Annotated in this window: 15 protein-coding genes; 7 read left to right on the forward strand and 8 right to left on the reverse strand. The window is 46.4% G+C overall.

Annotated elements, in window-relative coordinates; translation table 11 throughout:
- Nucleotides 1–272: 272 nt before the first annotated feature.
- Nucleotides 273–1424, reverse strand: coding sequence for a phosphatase domain-containing putative toxin (locus Q5873_RS03260; protein ID WP_303059193.1), 1152 nt, complete (start codon nucleotides 1422–1424; stop codon nucleotides 273–275).
- A 485-nt stretch (nucleotides 1425–1909) separates the two neighbouring features.
- Here Q5873_RS03260 and Q5873_RS03265 point away from each other — a divergent pair, with 485 nt between their 5' ends.
- The 7 genes from Q5873_RS03265 (at nucleotide 1910) to pth (ending at nucleotide 9599) form a co-directional block, all read left to right on the forward strand.
- The gene (locus tag Q5873_RS03265; protein ID WP_303059195.1) at nucleotides 1910–2578 is read left to right on the forward strand and encodes an NAD(P)H-dependent oxidoreductase; all 669 of its coding nucleotides are present in this window, start codon (nucleotides 1910–1912) and stop codon (nucleotides 2576–2578) included.
- 558 nt (nucleotides 2579–3136) lie between these two features.
- Nucleotides 3137–4297, forward strand: a complete 1161-nt coding sequence (nhaA, locus tag Q5873_RS03270; protein WP_303059197.1) for a Na+/H+ antiporter NhaA — start codon at nucleotides 3137–3139, stop codon at nucleotides 4295–4297.
- Nucleotides 4298–4510: 213 nt separating this feature from the next.
- Complete coding sequence (locus Q5873_RS03275) at nucleotides 4511–5326, forward strand: peptidoglycan-binding protein (RefSeq protein WP_303059198.1); 816 nt, start codon at nucleotides 4511–4513, stop codon at nucleotides 5324–5326.
- A gap of 344 nt (nucleotides 5327–5670) precedes the next feature.
- Nucleotides 5671–6489: a pur operon repressor gene (purR, locus tag Q5873_RS03280; protein ID WP_028256113.1), complete on the forward strand. Its 819-nt coding sequence runs from the start codon at nucleotides 5671–5673 to the stop codon at nucleotides 6487–6489.
- A gap of 13 nt (nucleotides 6490–6502) precedes the next feature.
- Entirely contained in the window at nucleotides 6503–7879 is a 1377-nt protein-coding gene (gene glmU / locus Q5873_RS03285; RefSeq protein ID WP_303059200.1) for a bifunctional UDP-N-acetylglucosamine diphosphorylase/glucosamine-1-phosphate N-acetyltransferase GlmU, read from the forward strand.
- A 161-nt stretch (nucleotides 7880–8040) separates the two neighbouring features.
- Nucleotides 8041–8994, forward strand: a complete 954-nt coding sequence (locus tag Q5873_RS03290) for a ribose-phosphate diphosphokinase (RefSeq protein WP_028256111.1) — start codon at nucleotides 8041–8043, stop codon at nucleotides 8992–8994.
- 23 nt (nucleotides 8995–9017) lie between these two features.
- Complete coding sequence (gene pth, locus Q5873_RS03295) at nucleotides 9018–9599, forward strand: aminoacyl-tRNA hydrolase (protein WP_303059203.1); 582 nt, start codon at nucleotides 9018–9020, stop codon at nucleotides 9597–9599.
- 281 nt (nucleotides 9600–9880) lie between these two features.
- Here pth and Q5873_RS03300 read toward each other — a convergent pair whose 3' ends face one another.
- From Q5873_RS03300 to Q5873_RS03330, 7 genes are all read right to left on the reverse strand, one after another.
- Nucleotides 9881–10201 carry an HIRAN domain-containing protein gene (locus Q5873_RS03300; protein ID WP_303059205.1) on the reverse strand — a complete coding sequence of 107 codons (321 nt, stop codon included), beginning with the start codon at nucleotides 10199–10201 and terminating at the stop codon, nucleotides 9881–9883.
- Between the two features lie 763 nt (nucleotides 10202–10964).
- Entirely contained in the window at nucleotides 10965–12077 is a 1113-nt protein-coding gene (locus Q5873_RS03305) for a sensor histidine kinase (protein WP_303059206.1), read from the reverse strand.
- Between the two features lie 167 nt (nucleotides 12078–12244).
- Entirely contained in the window at nucleotides 12245–12937 is a 693-nt protein-coding gene (locus Q5873_RS03310; protein ID WP_303059208.1) for a response regulator transcription factor, read from the reverse strand.
- A gap of 34 nt (nucleotides 12938–12971) precedes the next feature.
- Nucleotides 12972–13916 (reverse strand): phosphate ABC transporter ATP-binding protein PstB, encoded by a 945-nt coding sequence (gene pstB, locus Q5873_RS03315; RefSeq protein ID WP_438364090.1) that lies wholly within the window; start codon nucleotides 13914–13916, stop codon nucleotides 12972–12974.
- Entirely contained in the window at nucleotides 13913–14815 is a 903-nt protein-coding gene (pstA, locus tag Q5873_RS03320; protein WP_303059210.1) for a phosphate ABC transporter permease PstA, read from the reverse strand. Before pstA ends, pstB begins: the two co-directional genes overlap by 4 nt.
- Complete coding sequence (gene pstC / locus Q5873_RS03325) at nucleotides 14808–15767, reverse strand: phosphate ABC transporter permease subunit PstC (RefSeq protein WP_303059212.1); 960 nt, start codon at nucleotides 15765–15767, stop codon at nucleotides 14808–14810. The genes pstA and pstC overlap by 8 nt, the downstream gene beginning before the upstream one ends.
- Nucleotides 15768–15792: 25 nt before the next feature.
- Nucleotides 15793–16689 carry a phosphate ABC transporter substrate-binding protein gene (locus tag Q5873_RS03330; protein WP_303059213.1) on the reverse strand — a complete coding sequence of 299 codons (897 nt, stop codon included), beginning with the start codon at nucleotides 16687–16689 and terminating at the stop codon, nucleotides 15793–15795.
- Nucleotides 16690–16833 lie beyond the last annotated feature (144 nt).

The raw sequence follows: 16833 nt of genomic DNA on the forward strand, positions 1-16833 counted from the left end.
GCTGATTGAAAAGAAAGCGTCAACCGAAAGGTTGACGCTTTTGTTGTACATATAGAAACTCTTTTGTTATTGCACATACAAGGAACTTGCAGAATAAAGAACTTGTAGAAAAAAAAGACACCGGCAGTTTGTGAAGTGAGCCTCAAATGTTAGATACATTTGGGGCTCATTTCGTTGTTGGTGTCTTTTTTTGATGTCTTTTATCTAAGAGTTTTATTCGGTCAATAACTATTTATAGTGAGGGTCTTACTTAAGCTGTTTATAGTGAGGGGTTACTTATTTTCGTTGTGACGGTTAAGCCATGTGCTCCAAGGTGTGGCGTAATTAGTATAGGTTGTTTCGGTAACATATTGATGGAATAATGCTAACATATCGCTGCGTTGTTTACTGTAAGGCGCTTTCCAACCTTTTTCGTTACCGGTAGCCATGAGAGAGATGCCGCCTAAGGCTTCTTGGCGTTTTAAAATATCGTAAAGAGGAACGTGTGGATTGCGCATCATATCATAAAGTGCCATGAATGTTGTGGTGCGGCCTTTACCGGCTTCACAGTGAAAATGTAGCCATGCATTTGTTGGTAGATTGCGATACAACGAAATGAATTGATCGACGATTGTTGCATCGGGCCAAATATGATCGGTAGCAGTCAAGCGCCAGTAGTTGAAACCGGCTTTACGGGCAACCGATGCTTCCGTTGCTACGGACGTAACGGTGATGGTCATACCGGTACCGGCTGTTTTTTCTTTTGTCAGCCGATGAATACTAAGTGATTGTCCCGGTAATGTCTTCACTAATTCTTCTTCGGTGGTAAGAATTTCTTCGGAGACTTTACCTACATTAATCCAATCGCGTTTGGCGTAGCGACTGATGGGGTAATCATTGACGAAGAGATGCGTTTCTTGACGAAGATCAACGTCGAATACAGGACCATCCGTTTTGCTTTTAATCTCCTTAGCCATGTGTTTAAACTGTTGCACGGTTGGCTGGGAGCTACCGGATATACGAAGTGTATCTAATCCTGTGGTGAAGATTCCCGATAGCTTTGGATTGAGACGAGCATCATTGGTTATCATGCGAAAGCGATCGGGATACTCTCCGTTGTCTTTACTATCATATCGCCAAAAATAATTTGCATAAGGGGCACGCTCTTCCGGCGTAATGCGGTGACGATAGAGTTGATTGGGATTTATGGGAGACGTAGTGGAAGCGTATGCAGTACTTAGGGGTGAAGTGCTATGGGGTGTAGTGCTTTTCGTAGCGATACTATCCGTGGCGTGCTTTATATTAAGCGTTGTTGTATTGTCTGCGGCTATGACATTGCCGGAAAGAGTAAGACACATCGTAGTTAGAATAGTAGCCACCATGCTTGTAAGACATAATTTTTTTTGATGTTGGAGCGATACTGATTGGTCATGTAATCTCTTCATGGATAAGACCTCCTAGATAAAGAACGTTTAATACATTAGATATCATCTAGACGTATTGTAATCCCACTGAAATGCATTATGCAATAGGAATGGCAATAGAAATAGAACAAGAATAGCAATAGAACAAGAATAGCAATAGAATAGGAATGGTAATGGTAATAGCAATAGGAATAGCGATAGCTAGGAATAGAAAGAGAAAGAGAAAGAGTCTTGCGTTGTGCACAATGAATATATTATAATTAAACAGTCGGTTTTATTGTGTACTTTATATATCGATAGTTATTGCTCATTTTATATACCGATAGTTACTGAGTACATTGCGTATCGGTAGTTACTGAGTACATTGCGTATCGATAATTACTGAGTGCTTTGCATATTGGTAGGTACCGTGCACTTTATCATCGATAGTTAGTATGTAACGGTTATGTTGCCGTCAATCTTACAATGGGTCGGGGGGATACATTGTAGTGAACATAGGAGGAAGTATGAAAGCAGAGAACAAAAAAATTTTAGATGTGATGAAATTCCGTCACGCATGTAAAAAGTTTGATCCTACTAAGCGCGTTAGCGATGAAGATTTTGAAACGATTTTGGAAGCAGGTCGATTGGCGCCGACGTCTTTCGGTATGGAGCCGTTTAAAATTTTGGTTGTGGAAAGTCAGGACTTGAAGGATAAATTGTATCCTGTATCTTGGGGCGCGCAGCGCAGCATCGAAGGGGCTAGTCATTTGGTTATCTTCTTGGCACGTAAACGGGCAGACCTAGTAGCCGACGGCGAATATATTACGCATATGTTAAAAGATGTGCATCAGATTCCGGAAGAAGCTCGCGAAATGCGTCGCAGTATTTATCGCCAGTACAGTGAAAAGGATTTCGGTTTCATTCACTTTGAAGATGCATCCCTAGAGTGGTCTCGCAAACAAGCATACATCGTCATGGCTAACATGCTTACCGCAGCTGCTTACTTGGGTATTGATTCTTGCCCTATTGAAGGCTTTGATTATGCGAAGGTGGCTGACATTTTGGAAGAAGCCGGCGTGCTTGATCCAAAACATTTCGGCGTAGCCGTTATGGCAAGCTTTGGCTACCGCGGGGAAGAAGCGCGTCATGAAAAAACGCGTCGTCCTATGAGCGAAATTGTAGAACGCATTTAAAAAGTAGACAGTGTGTATATGCAAGAACCGGCGTAGAGGACACATGCAAGTAAACGTACAGAGTGTAGATCTAATTGTATGATGGATGTTTGTAATAGATATAGGTCTAATTACAGGATGGATGTCTAGTTATATAATTGATGTTCGTAATAGACATAAGTCCGATTGCGTGATGGATGCAAGTACGATTACAAAATAAAGGCAGGTCGTATACAAGGTGAGGCTTGTTATTGATAGGAGGGTAATTGAGATGCAGGATGCATAATAGACATTGTATTCTCCTTAAATGACAGCCGTAACTACTTGACAATGAGAGTGAAGGTCCGATAAATACTGATTATATCGCGACTTTCACTCTTTATATATATATATACGGATATAGCAAGAGGAGTGTATATAAAATATACATACATGCATTGTATACACACATTCACATTTACGACAAAGAATACCCTATGATATAATTAATATGTAATCTATGTGCAATAGGAGAAGATATGTAGTTAAGATAAATTATTATACAGAACAATAGTGTATTGAAAGAGTGAGGTAGAGTAAATGAGCAGATTGGTTTTCTTTTTTCAGTCCGCTTCGGCAGGGGGCGTATTGTTATTCGTAGCGGCTGTATTCGGCATTATTATGGCAAACTCGCCATTGGCGCCGGTGTATTTTGATTTTCTTCACATGAAGGCAGGCCCGTTGGATGTGCACCTATGGATTAACGACGTGCTCATGGCCATATTCTTTTTGTTGGTTGGCCTAGAAGTAAAACGCGAAATGGTTCACGGCGAACTGAACACGAATGCGAAACGTTTCTTGCCCGGCATCGGTGCCTTCTTTGGATTATGTGTGCCCGCCATTATTTACGGTGTACTCAACGGAGGTAATCCGGAGTACATTCACGGTTGGGCTATCCCGACGGCAACGGATATTGCTTTTGCTATCGGCATCGTATCCATTTTAGGATCGCGTGTGCCGGTGGCAATGAAAGTGTTTCTGACAACACTTGCCGTTATGGATGACTTGATGGCCATTGTGATCATCGCTATTTTTTATACGGACACCTTGCAATTCTTTTTCTTGTTTGCAGCGGCGCTGATCTTCATAGCACTTATGTACATCAATAAGAAAAATTACGTGCGCCCGGTTCCGTATATACTTCTTGGCATTGGTCTTTGGTTCTGTATTTTCCAATCCGGTTTGCATGCCACCTTGGCCGGTGTGATTTTGGCCATGACGATTCCTTTCCATGGTGAACGCGACGGTCGTCACATTTCGCCGGTTGTGGAATGGGAACATGCCCTTAGCAATTGGGTTACCTTCCTTATTGTACCGATTTTTGGTTTTGCTAATGCCGGCGTTCCTATGGGCGATGTATCCCTCGGCGACTTGATTCATCCTGTGGTGTTAGGCGTTGCTGGCGGATTGTTTGTAGGAAAACAAATTGGCGTGTTCGGTACGATGTATGTATTGGTAAAAACGAATATCGTACCTATGCCGGATAAGACGAATTGGGGACATGTATACGGCATTGCGCTGTGCTGTGGTATCGGTTTTACAATGAGCCTTTTCGTAAACCTCTTGGCATTCCCACCGGGACATGCGCAGGAAATGGCAAAGATCGGTATCTTTATCGGCTCTGTTCTTTCCGGTATCTGCGGTTACATCGTTCTTCGCTTTATTGCCAAACCGGCTGAACCGCAACTGAGTAACAGCTAATCGGTGTATTAGTTTTATAATAGCTTTAAAAAAGTACGCTTGCTTTATGGAGTGAGCGTACTTTTATTTTTATGCTTCGATTATCAAGAAGTGGGAAAACATAGCAGGAAAACGGATAAAAGTGGTGGTTCACACCCATAAAGGGGTGCTATTTTTGACAAAAAGGGCGTTTTACGGTAAAATAGGATTGCATTTAGATACGAGGTGGAAATCTTGAAAAAACTAACTATATTGACTGTTCTCTTCGGTCTAATGATGTCGGTGTGGTCTATTGCATCGGCTGACGTAGGCAGAGGCGATAGCAACAGCGAGGTCGAGCACGTACAGCGCTTGATGATTACACAAGGCTATTTGCTTGATCAAGCGGATGGTATTTTCGGGAATAACACGGAATATGCGGTGCGTGTATTCCAAGAGCAGCATGGTATTCCTGTAACGGGAATCGTAAACTCGAAAACCTTAGCGGCTATGGAAGAGAATAACAAACGATTTGTAGTACAGCAACAATCACGTAATGTGCGCAGTCAGATGGCTGTGTCACGGTATGGCGATCGCGGCCGTCATGTGGAGGATTTGCAGCTGCGCCTAGCAGGCAGTGGATTTTCTCCGGGAGAGATTGACGGTGTGTTCGGTTCCGGTACAGCCAATGCATTGAAACGCTTTCAGCGTGCCAAAGGCGTAGAGGCTACCGGCGAATTGGATTCGCGTACGCTTCAGATACTATCTGCAGCACAAGGGTTCCCTACTAATTATCGTAGGACCTTAACCATGAGTGCCAGCGCGTACTCCGCAGAAGATCCGGGCAACACGGCGTATACGGCGCGAGGTAATTTGCTACGTCGCGGCTATGTATCGGTGGATCCGGACGTTATTCCGTTGGGGACAAAGCTCTACATTGAAGGCTATGGCTACGCAGTAGCCGATGACACCGGCGGAGCTATTGTCGGTAATCGTATCGATTTAGCGATGGACTCACATGGTGAGGCTATCAACTTCGGTCGACGCACGGTTAAAGTATACGTGTTATAATCACGTGCGTTGATAACAGTGTTTTACAGTGAAATAGTGTATATGTAATTGTTAACATCTAAATGACACCATCCCTTCGACTTCGGTCGGAGGGAATTTTTTTGTTATATAGTTACTATGACACAGTTACTATGATGCAGTTACTGGAATACGGGGAAGGGACTTTTGAATGACAGTATCTGTAAACATTTCCTGGATTAAACGATGCGAACGTTCGCCGAGAAAAAATAAAGGATTGTATGGAATTTTTCGGTGAAAGTGTAGGCTTATTTCACAGTTTGTGGTATCCTAGGATAGGAACCGACGATTTACGGTTCAAACTGTAATTCACAAGGGGGTAGACAGTGGAAAAGGTGCGACGCGTGGAGCGCATGGTGGCGTTGACGAAGCTATTGGTCGATTCGCCACAGGAGCTGATCCCATTAAATTATTTTTGTGACTTCTTTGGCATTGCCAAATCCACATTGAGTGAAGACTTGGCATGCGTAAAGGATTCGCTTCAGCATTTTTCGCTGGGAACATTAGAAACGGTGGCCGGAGCCTCCGGCGGCGTTCGGTTTATTCCGTATCGCAGCGGTGAACGCGCCAATGCGGTACTAAAGGAAGTACAGCGCCGTTTGGAAGAACCGGACCGAATTATTCCCGGCGGCTTTTTATATATGTCGGATATATTATATGATTGGCATATAGCAAGCCGATTGGGTGAAATCATCATGAGCCGCTTTGCGGATACCGAGCCGGATTATATTATGACTGTTGAAACGAAGGGCATTCCTTTGGCGGTCATGGTAGCGCGGGCCTTTAATAAACCGCTCGTCATTGCACGGCGGGACAGCAAGGTAACGGAAGGCTCATCCATCAGCATCAACTATGTGACCGGTTCATCGCGGCGCATTCAAACGATGTCCTTGACAAAGCGCGCCGTTCCGCCGCAATCGAAGGTGCTTCTCATAGATGACTTTATGAAAGCCGGCGGCACAGCCAATGGCATGCGCGAACTGGTGAACGAAATGGGCGGTGTCGTTGTAGGCATTGGCGTACTCGTTGCCACTGCATCGCCGAAGCCTAAGCTCGTCGATGATTACAAAGCGCTGTTGGTACTTAACAACGTGGATGAAGCAATAAAACAAATTGATGTAGAACCTGTGTATGATAAGGTATAGGAGGTAGACATACATGAACAAGGTAGCAGCATTAGTGCTGGCCGCCGGCAAGGGAACGCGTATGAAATCGCGTTTGCCGAAAGTATTACACAAAGTAGGCGGTAAAGCCATGGTAGAACGTGTACTTAATACAGTCAACGCCGTCGGCGTCGATCGCAGCGTTGTCATCGTCGGCTTTGGCGGTGAAGAAGTGCGCGCCTATTTAGGTGATCGTTGTGAATATGTAACGCAGGCGGAACAAAAAGGAACGGGTCATGCCGTACGCGAAGCCAAACCGGTATTGGGTGACTTTGACGGCACCATCGTTTTGATGTGCGGTGATACACCGCTGGTAGCGGAAGATACCATCAAGGCGTTGCTTAACGAACACACTACGACGGGAGCGGCCGCTACCGTACTGACGGCGCATATGGAAAATCCTACCGGCTACGGTCGTATCATTCGCGATGAAGAAGGCAAAGTTCTTCGCATCGTGGAACAGAAGGACGGCACGCCGGACGAATTGGCCGTGCAGGAAATCAACACCGGCATGTATGCCTTTGACAGTCAAAAGCTTTGGCCGTGTTTGGCGCAGCTTTCCGATGACAATGCGCAAGGCGAATTGTACATTACCGATGTAGTGGGCATCTTGGTTAATGCCGGAGAACGGGTAAGCGCGTACATGACCATGGACGAAGACGAATCGTTAGGCGTTAACTCCCGTGTACAGCTGGCGGAAGCCGAACGGATTTTGCGCAACCGTAAACTTCACGAACTTATGGATGCAGGCGTTACCATCATCGATCCGGCCACTACCTATGTAGCACCGGAAGTCGTTGTAGGCAGCGATACCATTTTACATCCGGGCACTATCCTCGAAGGCAATACCGTTATCGGTAAGGAATGTGAAATCGGACCGCATACACGTTTCACCAATGTAACAGTAGGGGACAACAATGTGATCCACTTCACGTATGCTCACGACTGTGAAATTAAAAACGGCACCGACATCGGACCGTACGTACACTTACGCCCGAATACGGTTATCGGCGACAAGGTACACATCGGCAACTTTGTGGAAGTAAAGAACAGTATTGTTGGCGAAGGTACGAAATTCCCGCATCTTTCTTATATCGGCGACAGCGATGTAGGCGGTGGCGTTAACATCGGTTGCGGTACTATCACCGTTAACTACGATGGCAAAATCAAACATCGCACGCGCATTGACGACGGTGCCTTTGTCGGTTGCAACACCAACCTCGTTGCACCGGTACACGTAGGGTCTTACAGCTACATCGGTGCCGGATCGACGATTACCAAAGACGTACCGGACAAAGCCTTGGCGGTAGGTCGTGCTCGTCAGATGATTAAAGAAAATTGGGTCACCGACGACACCTTTAAGAAAAAATAAATTGGTGCATAGGCACCTCACAGAATCAAGAAGTAAATTAAATCACAATAATTTTAAAAATTAATCACACAAAATGGCCGAAATAGTATAAAATAGTAGGCGATGAAGTTACGCAAGCTTCAGTTGTGTAGAGTACAGTTATTAAAGAGGGGTATCAAAACATGGCATTTGAAGACGGTAAGAAGCTTAAAATTTTCACAGGTAATGCGAATCCGGAATTAGCGAAAGAAATCTGCGATTATCTTGGCTTGCCGCTGGGTGAAGCATTCGTTGGACGTTTTAACAATGGCGAAGTACAGATTATGATCGATGAAAGCGTTCGCGGTAAGGACGTATTCATCGTGCAGCCGACCAGCTTCCCGGTAAACGATAATTTAGTTGAACTACTTGTTATGGCTGATGCCTTAAAACGCGCATCCGCACGTCACATTACGGCAGTCGTACCGTATTATGGCTATGCGCGTCAAGACCGCAAGACACGTGGTCGCGAACCGATTACGGCTAAATTGGTAGCCGACTTAATGCAGACCGCAGGGATTACCCGTTTGGTAACCATCGACCTTCATGCCGGTCAGATTCAAGGTTTCTTTGATGTACCGGTAGATCATTTATTAGGCGCATCCATTTTGGCTAAATACATTAACGAAAAGAAAATGGAAGACCTAATCGTTGTATCGCCTGACCTTGGCGGCGTTACCCGCGCTCGCGATTTGGCTGACCGCATCGGCGCACCGATTGCTATTATCGAAAAGAAACGTCCACAGCCGGGCGTAGCTAAGGTAATGAACCTTATCGGTAATGTAGAAGGCAAGAACTGCATCATTATCGACGACATCGTTGATACCGCAGGATCCTTGGTAGAAGGCGCAAAAGCATTGAAAGAATTTGGTGCGAAATCGGTTATGGCTTGCGTAACACACGCCGTATTAACGGATCCGGCATGCGAACGCATTGCTAACTCCAACATTAAAGAATTAATTGTAACGAACACGATTAGCTTGCCGAAGGAACATCAGCTCCCCAACATTACCAGCTTGTCCGTAGCCCCTCTCTTGGGTGAAGCTATCATGCGTATTTTCCACGAAGTATCGGTAAGTAATCTGTTCGATAAATAAGTCGACATATAAGGATTACAACATTGAAAATGGTAGTGGGCCTGGGCAATCCGGGCAGTCAATATGAAAAGACAAAGCATAATATCGGCTTTATGGTCATTGATGCCATTGCCGATACGGTGACACATACACCGTGGCGTGAAGACATGAAAGCATTGGTGTGTACCTTCACCTTGGACGGTGAAAAAATTATGTTGGTGAAACCGCAAACATTTATGAATGCCAGCGGTGAAGCCGTAGGACCGTTGATGCGGTACTACAAATTGGATCCGTCCGATGTATTCTGCGTGTATGACGATATGGATTTGCCGGTAGGTAAGATTCGCATTCGTCCGAACGGCAGTGCCGGCGGTCACAACGGAATTAAATCCTTGTTGGCTCATATCGGATCGGATGGCTTTCCTCATTTCCGATTCGGTATCGGTCGACCGTTACCGCAGTGGACGGTGGTTGATCACGTGTTGGCACCGTTCCCGGAAGACCAACAGGAAAAAGTAAAAGACGGCATCGCTGCAATGGCAAAAGCCGTACTGGGCACATTGGAAGTGGGCATTGATAAGGGAATGAACCTATACAATCCTAAACGCCGTGCAGTGCGTCGATAAAATACATTAGATTCGTATCGATCGATAGCGTAGGCAAACAGTGCCGATTGGTAACGGTGGCTGACAATGCCGACCGTGCCGGATACTATAAACCGTAGAGATAACAAAAAAAAAGAAAACCCCGTACATAGGTGGTTATAAGAGAATACCTCAGCGATACTTTCTCGGAGATAAACCCTTTATAACACATAGCCTGTGTACGGGGCTTTTTATATTGCAATAGTAATTACTAACACCCGGCTGTGACGGACAGCCTTACAAATAACAGATTACGATAACACTTACTGTAGCACGTCTTCCTTTTGGGGTTTCGTTTTTAACACACAAACGGCGCTGTTATCAAAAATATATTTTACCTTACCCTTTGCCGTGTCACCGATTTTATCATACAGACGACCGGCACTGTAGGATTCACCTTTGACCGTGTTTGTACTGTTAGCGACGTAACCGATTTTGCCAAGACCTTCCATGGTTACGCGGATCGCTTCACGGTCATACTTGTTGTCCGGATCCTTTTCGAGATGAACCGTCATGCCTTCTTTCAAACATTGGGACCCACTGTAAAAGTTCATACCGGTAATTGTGAAATAAATCTTTTTCATACTGACGCCTCCTTAATTGAATGGCGCAATCGTGCCATTAGTTTTTCGTTTTCTTTTCTTGCTTTAAGTATAGCACAGAGGGTATCCTAAAAATAGGACTCACTGCAAATAAATATAAAATATCTTGACATGATACTGCGTAAGAAATCATATCAGAATGTAGTTAGGCATCATGTCAGGATAGCGTAGTCATAGCAACATACTGGCCTCTATACATTATATTGTTCACGAAGACGTATAATTTCTTTTTTCATTCAAGCTAGTACCGTATCGGGACCAACGAGAGTAACACCGGTACCGAGTGCCATAATCCATCCTATTTCTCTTATACTTGGAGCCAGTCTTTATGGAGTGTTGGCTGTTATTCTAGCTCTTGGATCATTAGTGAGTGTTTTTGTATCTGGTAGACAATCAAATCGAAAAGAAATGGTAGAAAAACAAAAATTATTGAATCTATGAAGAAAAACACTTTAATATATAAAAAGCAAATATATAAGGCTGTAGTGAAATACAGCCTTTTTTTATATGTAAAGGTGGCAAGTACAAAAAAGAGTCCTGTATATAGGCATCACGAGTCAGGTCCAGCGAATGATGTTGTTCAACCTACCTATATACAGGACTCTCTTCTTTCAGGTGGTGGGAAAGAGGGATTCATAGATATCGTAGATGTGTCATTCGTAAGACCTGACCAGCGAGACAGCTATGAATCCCTCTAAATATTTTTACGTCTTATGATATATTAACGGTCATGCCTCGTAATATTTTATTCTCCCGATGGTAAGCGTAAGGTGAATTCGGTTCCTTTATGAAGTTCACTTTTTACGCTTACTGTTCCGCCGTGTACATCCATAATGTGTTTTACTAAGGATAAGCCGAGGCCGCTTCCTTCGTGACGGCTGTTGCGACTTTCATTGGTTTGATAGAATCGCTCGAAGATGCGCGGCAGTTTGTCTTTGGCAATGCCGATACCTTCATCGGCTACGGTAATGAGGGTAGCCTGTCCTTGGCGTTTGGCGCGGACGGTGATGGTATTGTGCGTTGTCTTACTAAACTTTATCGCATTGTCGAAGAGGTTGACGAATACATCTTCCAGTAGTTTGCGGTTGGCAACGACGCGAAGGTTGGCGGTTCGAAAGTCGGTGGTGATTGACTTCGTTTGCCATTTAGGTTTGAGGTGTGACCAGGCACCGGAGATAATATCATCCAGTAGCAAGGATTCTTTGGCGATGTCCCGACTGCCTTCTTCGATACGAGAGAGTTTTAATATGTTTTCGATCAGTTCGGACATGTGCTTGGCTGCTTTATGAATGTGGTTGCCCAGCATGGAAACGTCATCACTGCTTTGATACATACCCTTAGCCAATAATTCGGAGTAGCCTTGAATGGTAGTCAGCGGTGTGCGCAGTTCATGGGAGACGTTAGAGGTAAATTCTGCACGGTGTTGTTGTTCTTTAAGCTCTTTGGCCATCGTGTCGAGTAAGATAAGATGCTTTGTCCAACGCCGTGCCAGGTAATAGCAAAGGGCGGTGATGGCGATAAAGATGCCCAGCATCCACGGCAGTGCTTGAAAGAGCAGCGCATAAATGGTCGTGCCTACGCGAGAGATGCGCAGTACCGATCCGTCGGCAAGGCGCAAGGCTTCGTAATAGTTGACAGCTTGTAGGGTCGACGAGTGTCGGATGTCACTGCCTTCACCGGTGCGCAGGGCCGCTTGTACTTCCGGTCGGTGGCTGTGATTTTCCATCGAGGCGGCATCACTATCGGAGTCGTAGTAGACGTGACCGTCGGGAGAAATCCAGGTGAGGCGTAGCTGCGGATCGACTTTGCTGCTAATGTCTTTCAGTAAGGATAACGAAATTGTTGGGGGTGTGCTCACTGTGCTCTCGGCAGGTTGGCTAAGTGCTACGATGGTTTTTGCCTCCATTAATAGGGCGGTGTGGAAATCTTCTTTCCAACCGGTGTAAAAAATGGTACTGAATAAGGCGGTACAAAGAATGAGGCATAGCATGCTAATGCCGAAGAGGGCACGGAATAAGGTTTGTTTCATAGGCTAAGCTCCCAGCGGTAGCCGATACCGCGAATGGTTTTAATATATCGCCCTACGGGTCCCAGTTGTTGGCGCAATGATTTGATATGCACATCAACGGTGCGGGATTCGCCTTCGTAGGTAAATCCCCAGACGGCTTCCATGATGCGGTCGCGCGATAGGGCAATGCCGCGATTTTCCATGAGGTACACCAGTAAATCGTATTCTTTCAGCGTTAACGACAGCGGTGTTCCGTCCAATGTCACTTCGCGACTTTCCGTGTTGACCCGCAGTGTATCGGCGGCGAGTAAGGCAGAGGCTTTCAGGGTGGAACCCATAGTGCGACGCAATAATGCTTTTACCCGCGACACGAGTTCTACCACGCCGAAGGGTTTGGTAATGTAGTCGTCGGCTCCGTCATCCAGTCCTTTGACAATATCATACTCGGTGCCTTTGGCGGTGAGCATAATAACGGGAATGGCAGCGGTTGCCGGTTGGCTGCGCAGCTTGCGAAGGATGGTGAGTCCGTCTTCGTCGTCAAGCATGATATCTAATAGAATGAGATCGGGGAGGCGCTTTTCCAGCGCAGACCAAAACGAGGTACTGCCTTCAAAGGTATGTACCTCGTAATGATGACCGGTCAAGACATAGGCTACCAGGCCGCGAATACTTTCCTCATCCTCCACACAATACAATAATGGTTTGTTCATGAGTACTTTCTCCTGGGTGATTAATAGTGGCTACTTAGCCAAATCGTCCCGTAATGTATGCTTCTGTTTGAGCATGGGCGGGATTGGTAAACATAATATTAGTTACATCATATTCTATCAAATCTCCTAAAAAGAAAAAAGCGGTTTTGTCAGAGATGCGTGCCGCTTGTTGCATGTTATGGGTAACGATGACGATGGTGTAGCGGTCTTTCAGTGTCATTACTAATTCTTCGATTTTAGCGGTAGCGATGGGATCGAGAGCACTGGTCGGCTCATCCATAAGGATAACCTCCGGTTTGGTAGCCAAGGTACGCGCGATGCAGAGTCGCTGTTGTTGTCCGCCGGAAAGTCCGAGGGCGCTTTTGTGTAAACGGTCTTTCACTTCGTTCCAGATGGAAGCATTGCGCAGACTTGTTTCTACGATGTCATCCAATTCGCTACGCTTGGTGATGCCTTGCAGGCGAGGACCGAAGGCAACGTTATCATAAATGCTTTTCGGAAACGGGTTCGGCTGTTGAAAGACCATGCCCACGCGATGACGTAAGTCGATGGGGTTAATGTCGTGATAAATGTCGAGGCCGTCCAGGTAGAGGGAGCCTTCGACGCGGGCCCCTTCTTCTAAATCGTTCATGCGGTTCAAGGTTTTTAAGAAGGTGGATTTACCGCAGCCGGAAGGACCGATGAAGGCGGTAATCTCATGACTGGTAATATCCATGGAGATATTTTTTAAGGCATGAAATTGTCCGTAGTAAAAGTTAAGATTGGATACGGAGAATTTCTTTGTCTTCGTAGCAGCCGCTTCGCGACTGGCGATGTTGTCTTTCAGAAAATTTTTTGCCCGGGCTTCGGTCAGTGCATCATGTGAAGAGACGGCGCTTTGACCAACGAGAGGTGATGCGGAGGCACCGGAGTGAGTTGTAGACAGTAAGGTAGTCGGGGATAGCGTAGATGAAGTTGTTTGGGTTGTTATGTGTGTCATTTGGTAGCTCCTAACATGGTACGAGATAGATAACGATGTAAGTAACGGGCGCCGATGCTGACGGCGAGAACTAAGAGTAACAAGCATAATGCACTCATGTTGGCCATGGCTGCCGCATCCGCATTGAGGGCTTCTGTGCGGGAGGCCCAAATGTGGAGAGCCAAGGTTTCACCGGGGCGCATCGGGTTAAAGGGATTGGTCGGGGAGAGTAAATTACTGCTGTTCCAGTTGATGTCCGTACTCATACCGGCGGTAAACATGAGAGCTGCGGCTTCACCGAATACGCGACCGGCGGCGAGAACAATGCCGGTTAAAATAGACGGAAAGGCAGCAGGCAGTAATACATTAGTAATGGTTTGCCATTTAGTAGCACCCATGCCATAGCTTCCCTTGGCATAGCCCGGTGGCAATGCGCGAAGAGCATCTTCGGTGATGGTAGCGATTAACGGCAAGGTAAGAATAGATACCGTCAGTGCGCCGGCCAAGAGGTTCCATTGCGATCCGGTAAGGATGATGAAGACTAAGTAGCCGAAGAGACCGACTACGATGGAGGGCAATGAGGATAGAGTTTCTATGGAGATGCGCATCGTTGTTTGCAGTCGTCCCGGTTTAGCGTATTCGGCCATGTAAATACCGGTACCGATGCCGATGGGAACGCTGATGCAGAGTGCCAATACGACAAGGTATATAGTATTAAACAGCTGATTGCCAATGCCTTTGGGGGAAAAGGATAGAAGGGCCGGAGAAAAATCCTTCAGTCCCAACCAAAAAAGGTAGCCGATGATAGCTAACAACAAGGCAAGTGTAGTTACGCTCATGCCATAGAAGAAGGCGGTCATCATGTGATTGACGGTCAGTGCTTTACGGCGGTGGCTGTTAGTACCTGATGGGTTAGTCATGGGTGTCACCTCCTGCATTGGATAGGTAGCGCAGTGTGAAAATAAAGAGTACGGAAATGACAAATAAGAGAAGCGCCATTGACCAAAGGGCCATGTTAAACTCACTGCCTTCCATAGTATTGCCCATGTCGGCGGCGATGGCAGCGGTGAGGTTAACGGTAGCATCGAAAAGTGAGGTAGGGAAGGCTTTCATTTTGCCGATGACCATGGCTACGGCGAGTGCTTCCCCGAAGGCGCGGGCAAAGCCTAGGATGAGTGCCGCCAAGATGCCGCGTTTAGCTACGGGCAGGATGATTTGGCGGATGACTTCCCAGCGTGTAGCCCCTAAACCGTAAGCGGCTTGCCGATAGGTTTTAGGGACGCTGTCGAGGGCGTTGATAGTAACGGCAGTTACCGTAGGGAACATCATCAGTGCCAACACAAGAGCCGCAGCTAATACAGAAAAGCCTGTCAAAGAGGGGGTGTATTCACGGATGAACGGCACTAAGACGGTAAGTCCTAACCAACCGTACACGATGGAGGGGATGCCTACAAAGATTTCAATGACCGGTCGCCATATGTGATTGCCCCAGGTGGGGGCGATTTCTGTCATAAAAATAGCAAGGCTTATACTGCACGGCGTGGCGATTATAAGTGCCAGCAAGCAGGTAATGAGGGAGCCGGCAATGAACATGGCAGCACCGATATGTCCGCCGCCTTCCATGGTGTCTGCCGGATTCCATTGCGATGAGATTATGAAATCCAGCGGAGAATGTCCGTACAGCCAGAAGCTGCCGGTACCGCGATATAAGAGAAAGGCACCGATGGCCAGGGTAAGTAGGATGCTGGTGAAACCGACGGTTCGAATGAGCAATCGGCCCCAGGTATCATGACGTAATGCTTTGGCAGCGGCGCGTCCCGAAGGGACCACCGTGCGAGAGGTGGTCCCTAGAGAGCCGGATGATGTGTACATAGTTACGCTCCTTAGTTAACAATGATTACTTTGCTTCTTTTATCTTGGACGCTACACCATAGCCCATGTCTTCGATGTGTTTGCCGAATTCATCGGACATGATGAAGGTGAGGAAGGCTTTGACGGCACCATCGGCTTCACCTTTGGTGTACATGTGCTCGTAACCCCATACAGGATAGCTGCGGTTATAGGTGTTTTCCAAGGTAGGTGCTACGCCGTCAATGGCAAGGGCGGTTACATTGTTCGCATTTTTCAGGTAGGGTAAGGCTACGTAACCGATAGCGCCTTCGGTGGAAGCGATGCTGTGGAGCAAGGTACCGGAGTCATCGGTTTCCAATGATTTGTTGGAGGCTTCCTCTTGGTTGTTTAGTGCAAATTCACGGAAGAGTGCGCGTGTACCGGAGGAAGCCGGACGTGTTACGAGAACGATGGTTTTATCTGGACCACCGACCTCTTTCCAGTTTGTAATGTTACCGGTGAAGATGCCGATGAGTTGATTCCGCGTCAAGCTGGGAAGGGTATCGCCGATGGCTTTATTTACAACGGGAGCAACGGTAACGACAGCTACCTTGTGATCGACGAGGGATTTGGCTTTATCCGCAGGCAATTTTGTTTCGGCAGCTACGTCGGAGTTACCAATCATGACGGTACCGTCGGAGACTTGTTTAAGTCCTAGTCCCGAGCCACCGCCGTTAAGGGTAATAGATACGTCGGGATGGGTCTTCTTAAATTCTGCGGCAGCATCCTTTACCAGTGGCAGTAGTGCGGAAGAGCCAGCGGCTGTAACGGTACCGCTTATTTTACCTGCACCGCCGGATGCAGTTTCGCCTCCGCAGCCTACGAGGCCGAAAAGTATAACGCCTGTCATGGCGGCAAGACCTACACGTTTCATAGTTTTCCAAAGACCGGTTGTTGTTTGCATTTGTGAATCCTCCTCTGTATGCAAGTATCTTACGAATTAGTTGTTGCCCTTAGTATAACGAAGGTTTGTAAAGAACAGCACAGAGGTTTGTAAAATGTTTGTAAAATATATGGTGGTAACTGCTATTTTATTTACAAGGGATAG

Origin of the sequence: Veillonella magna (genome assembly GCF_959600285.1) — a bacterium.
In the GTDB taxonomy this organism is placed as follows: Bacteria; Bacillota; Negativicutes; order Veillonellales; family Veillonellaceae; genus Veillonella_A; species Veillonella_A magna.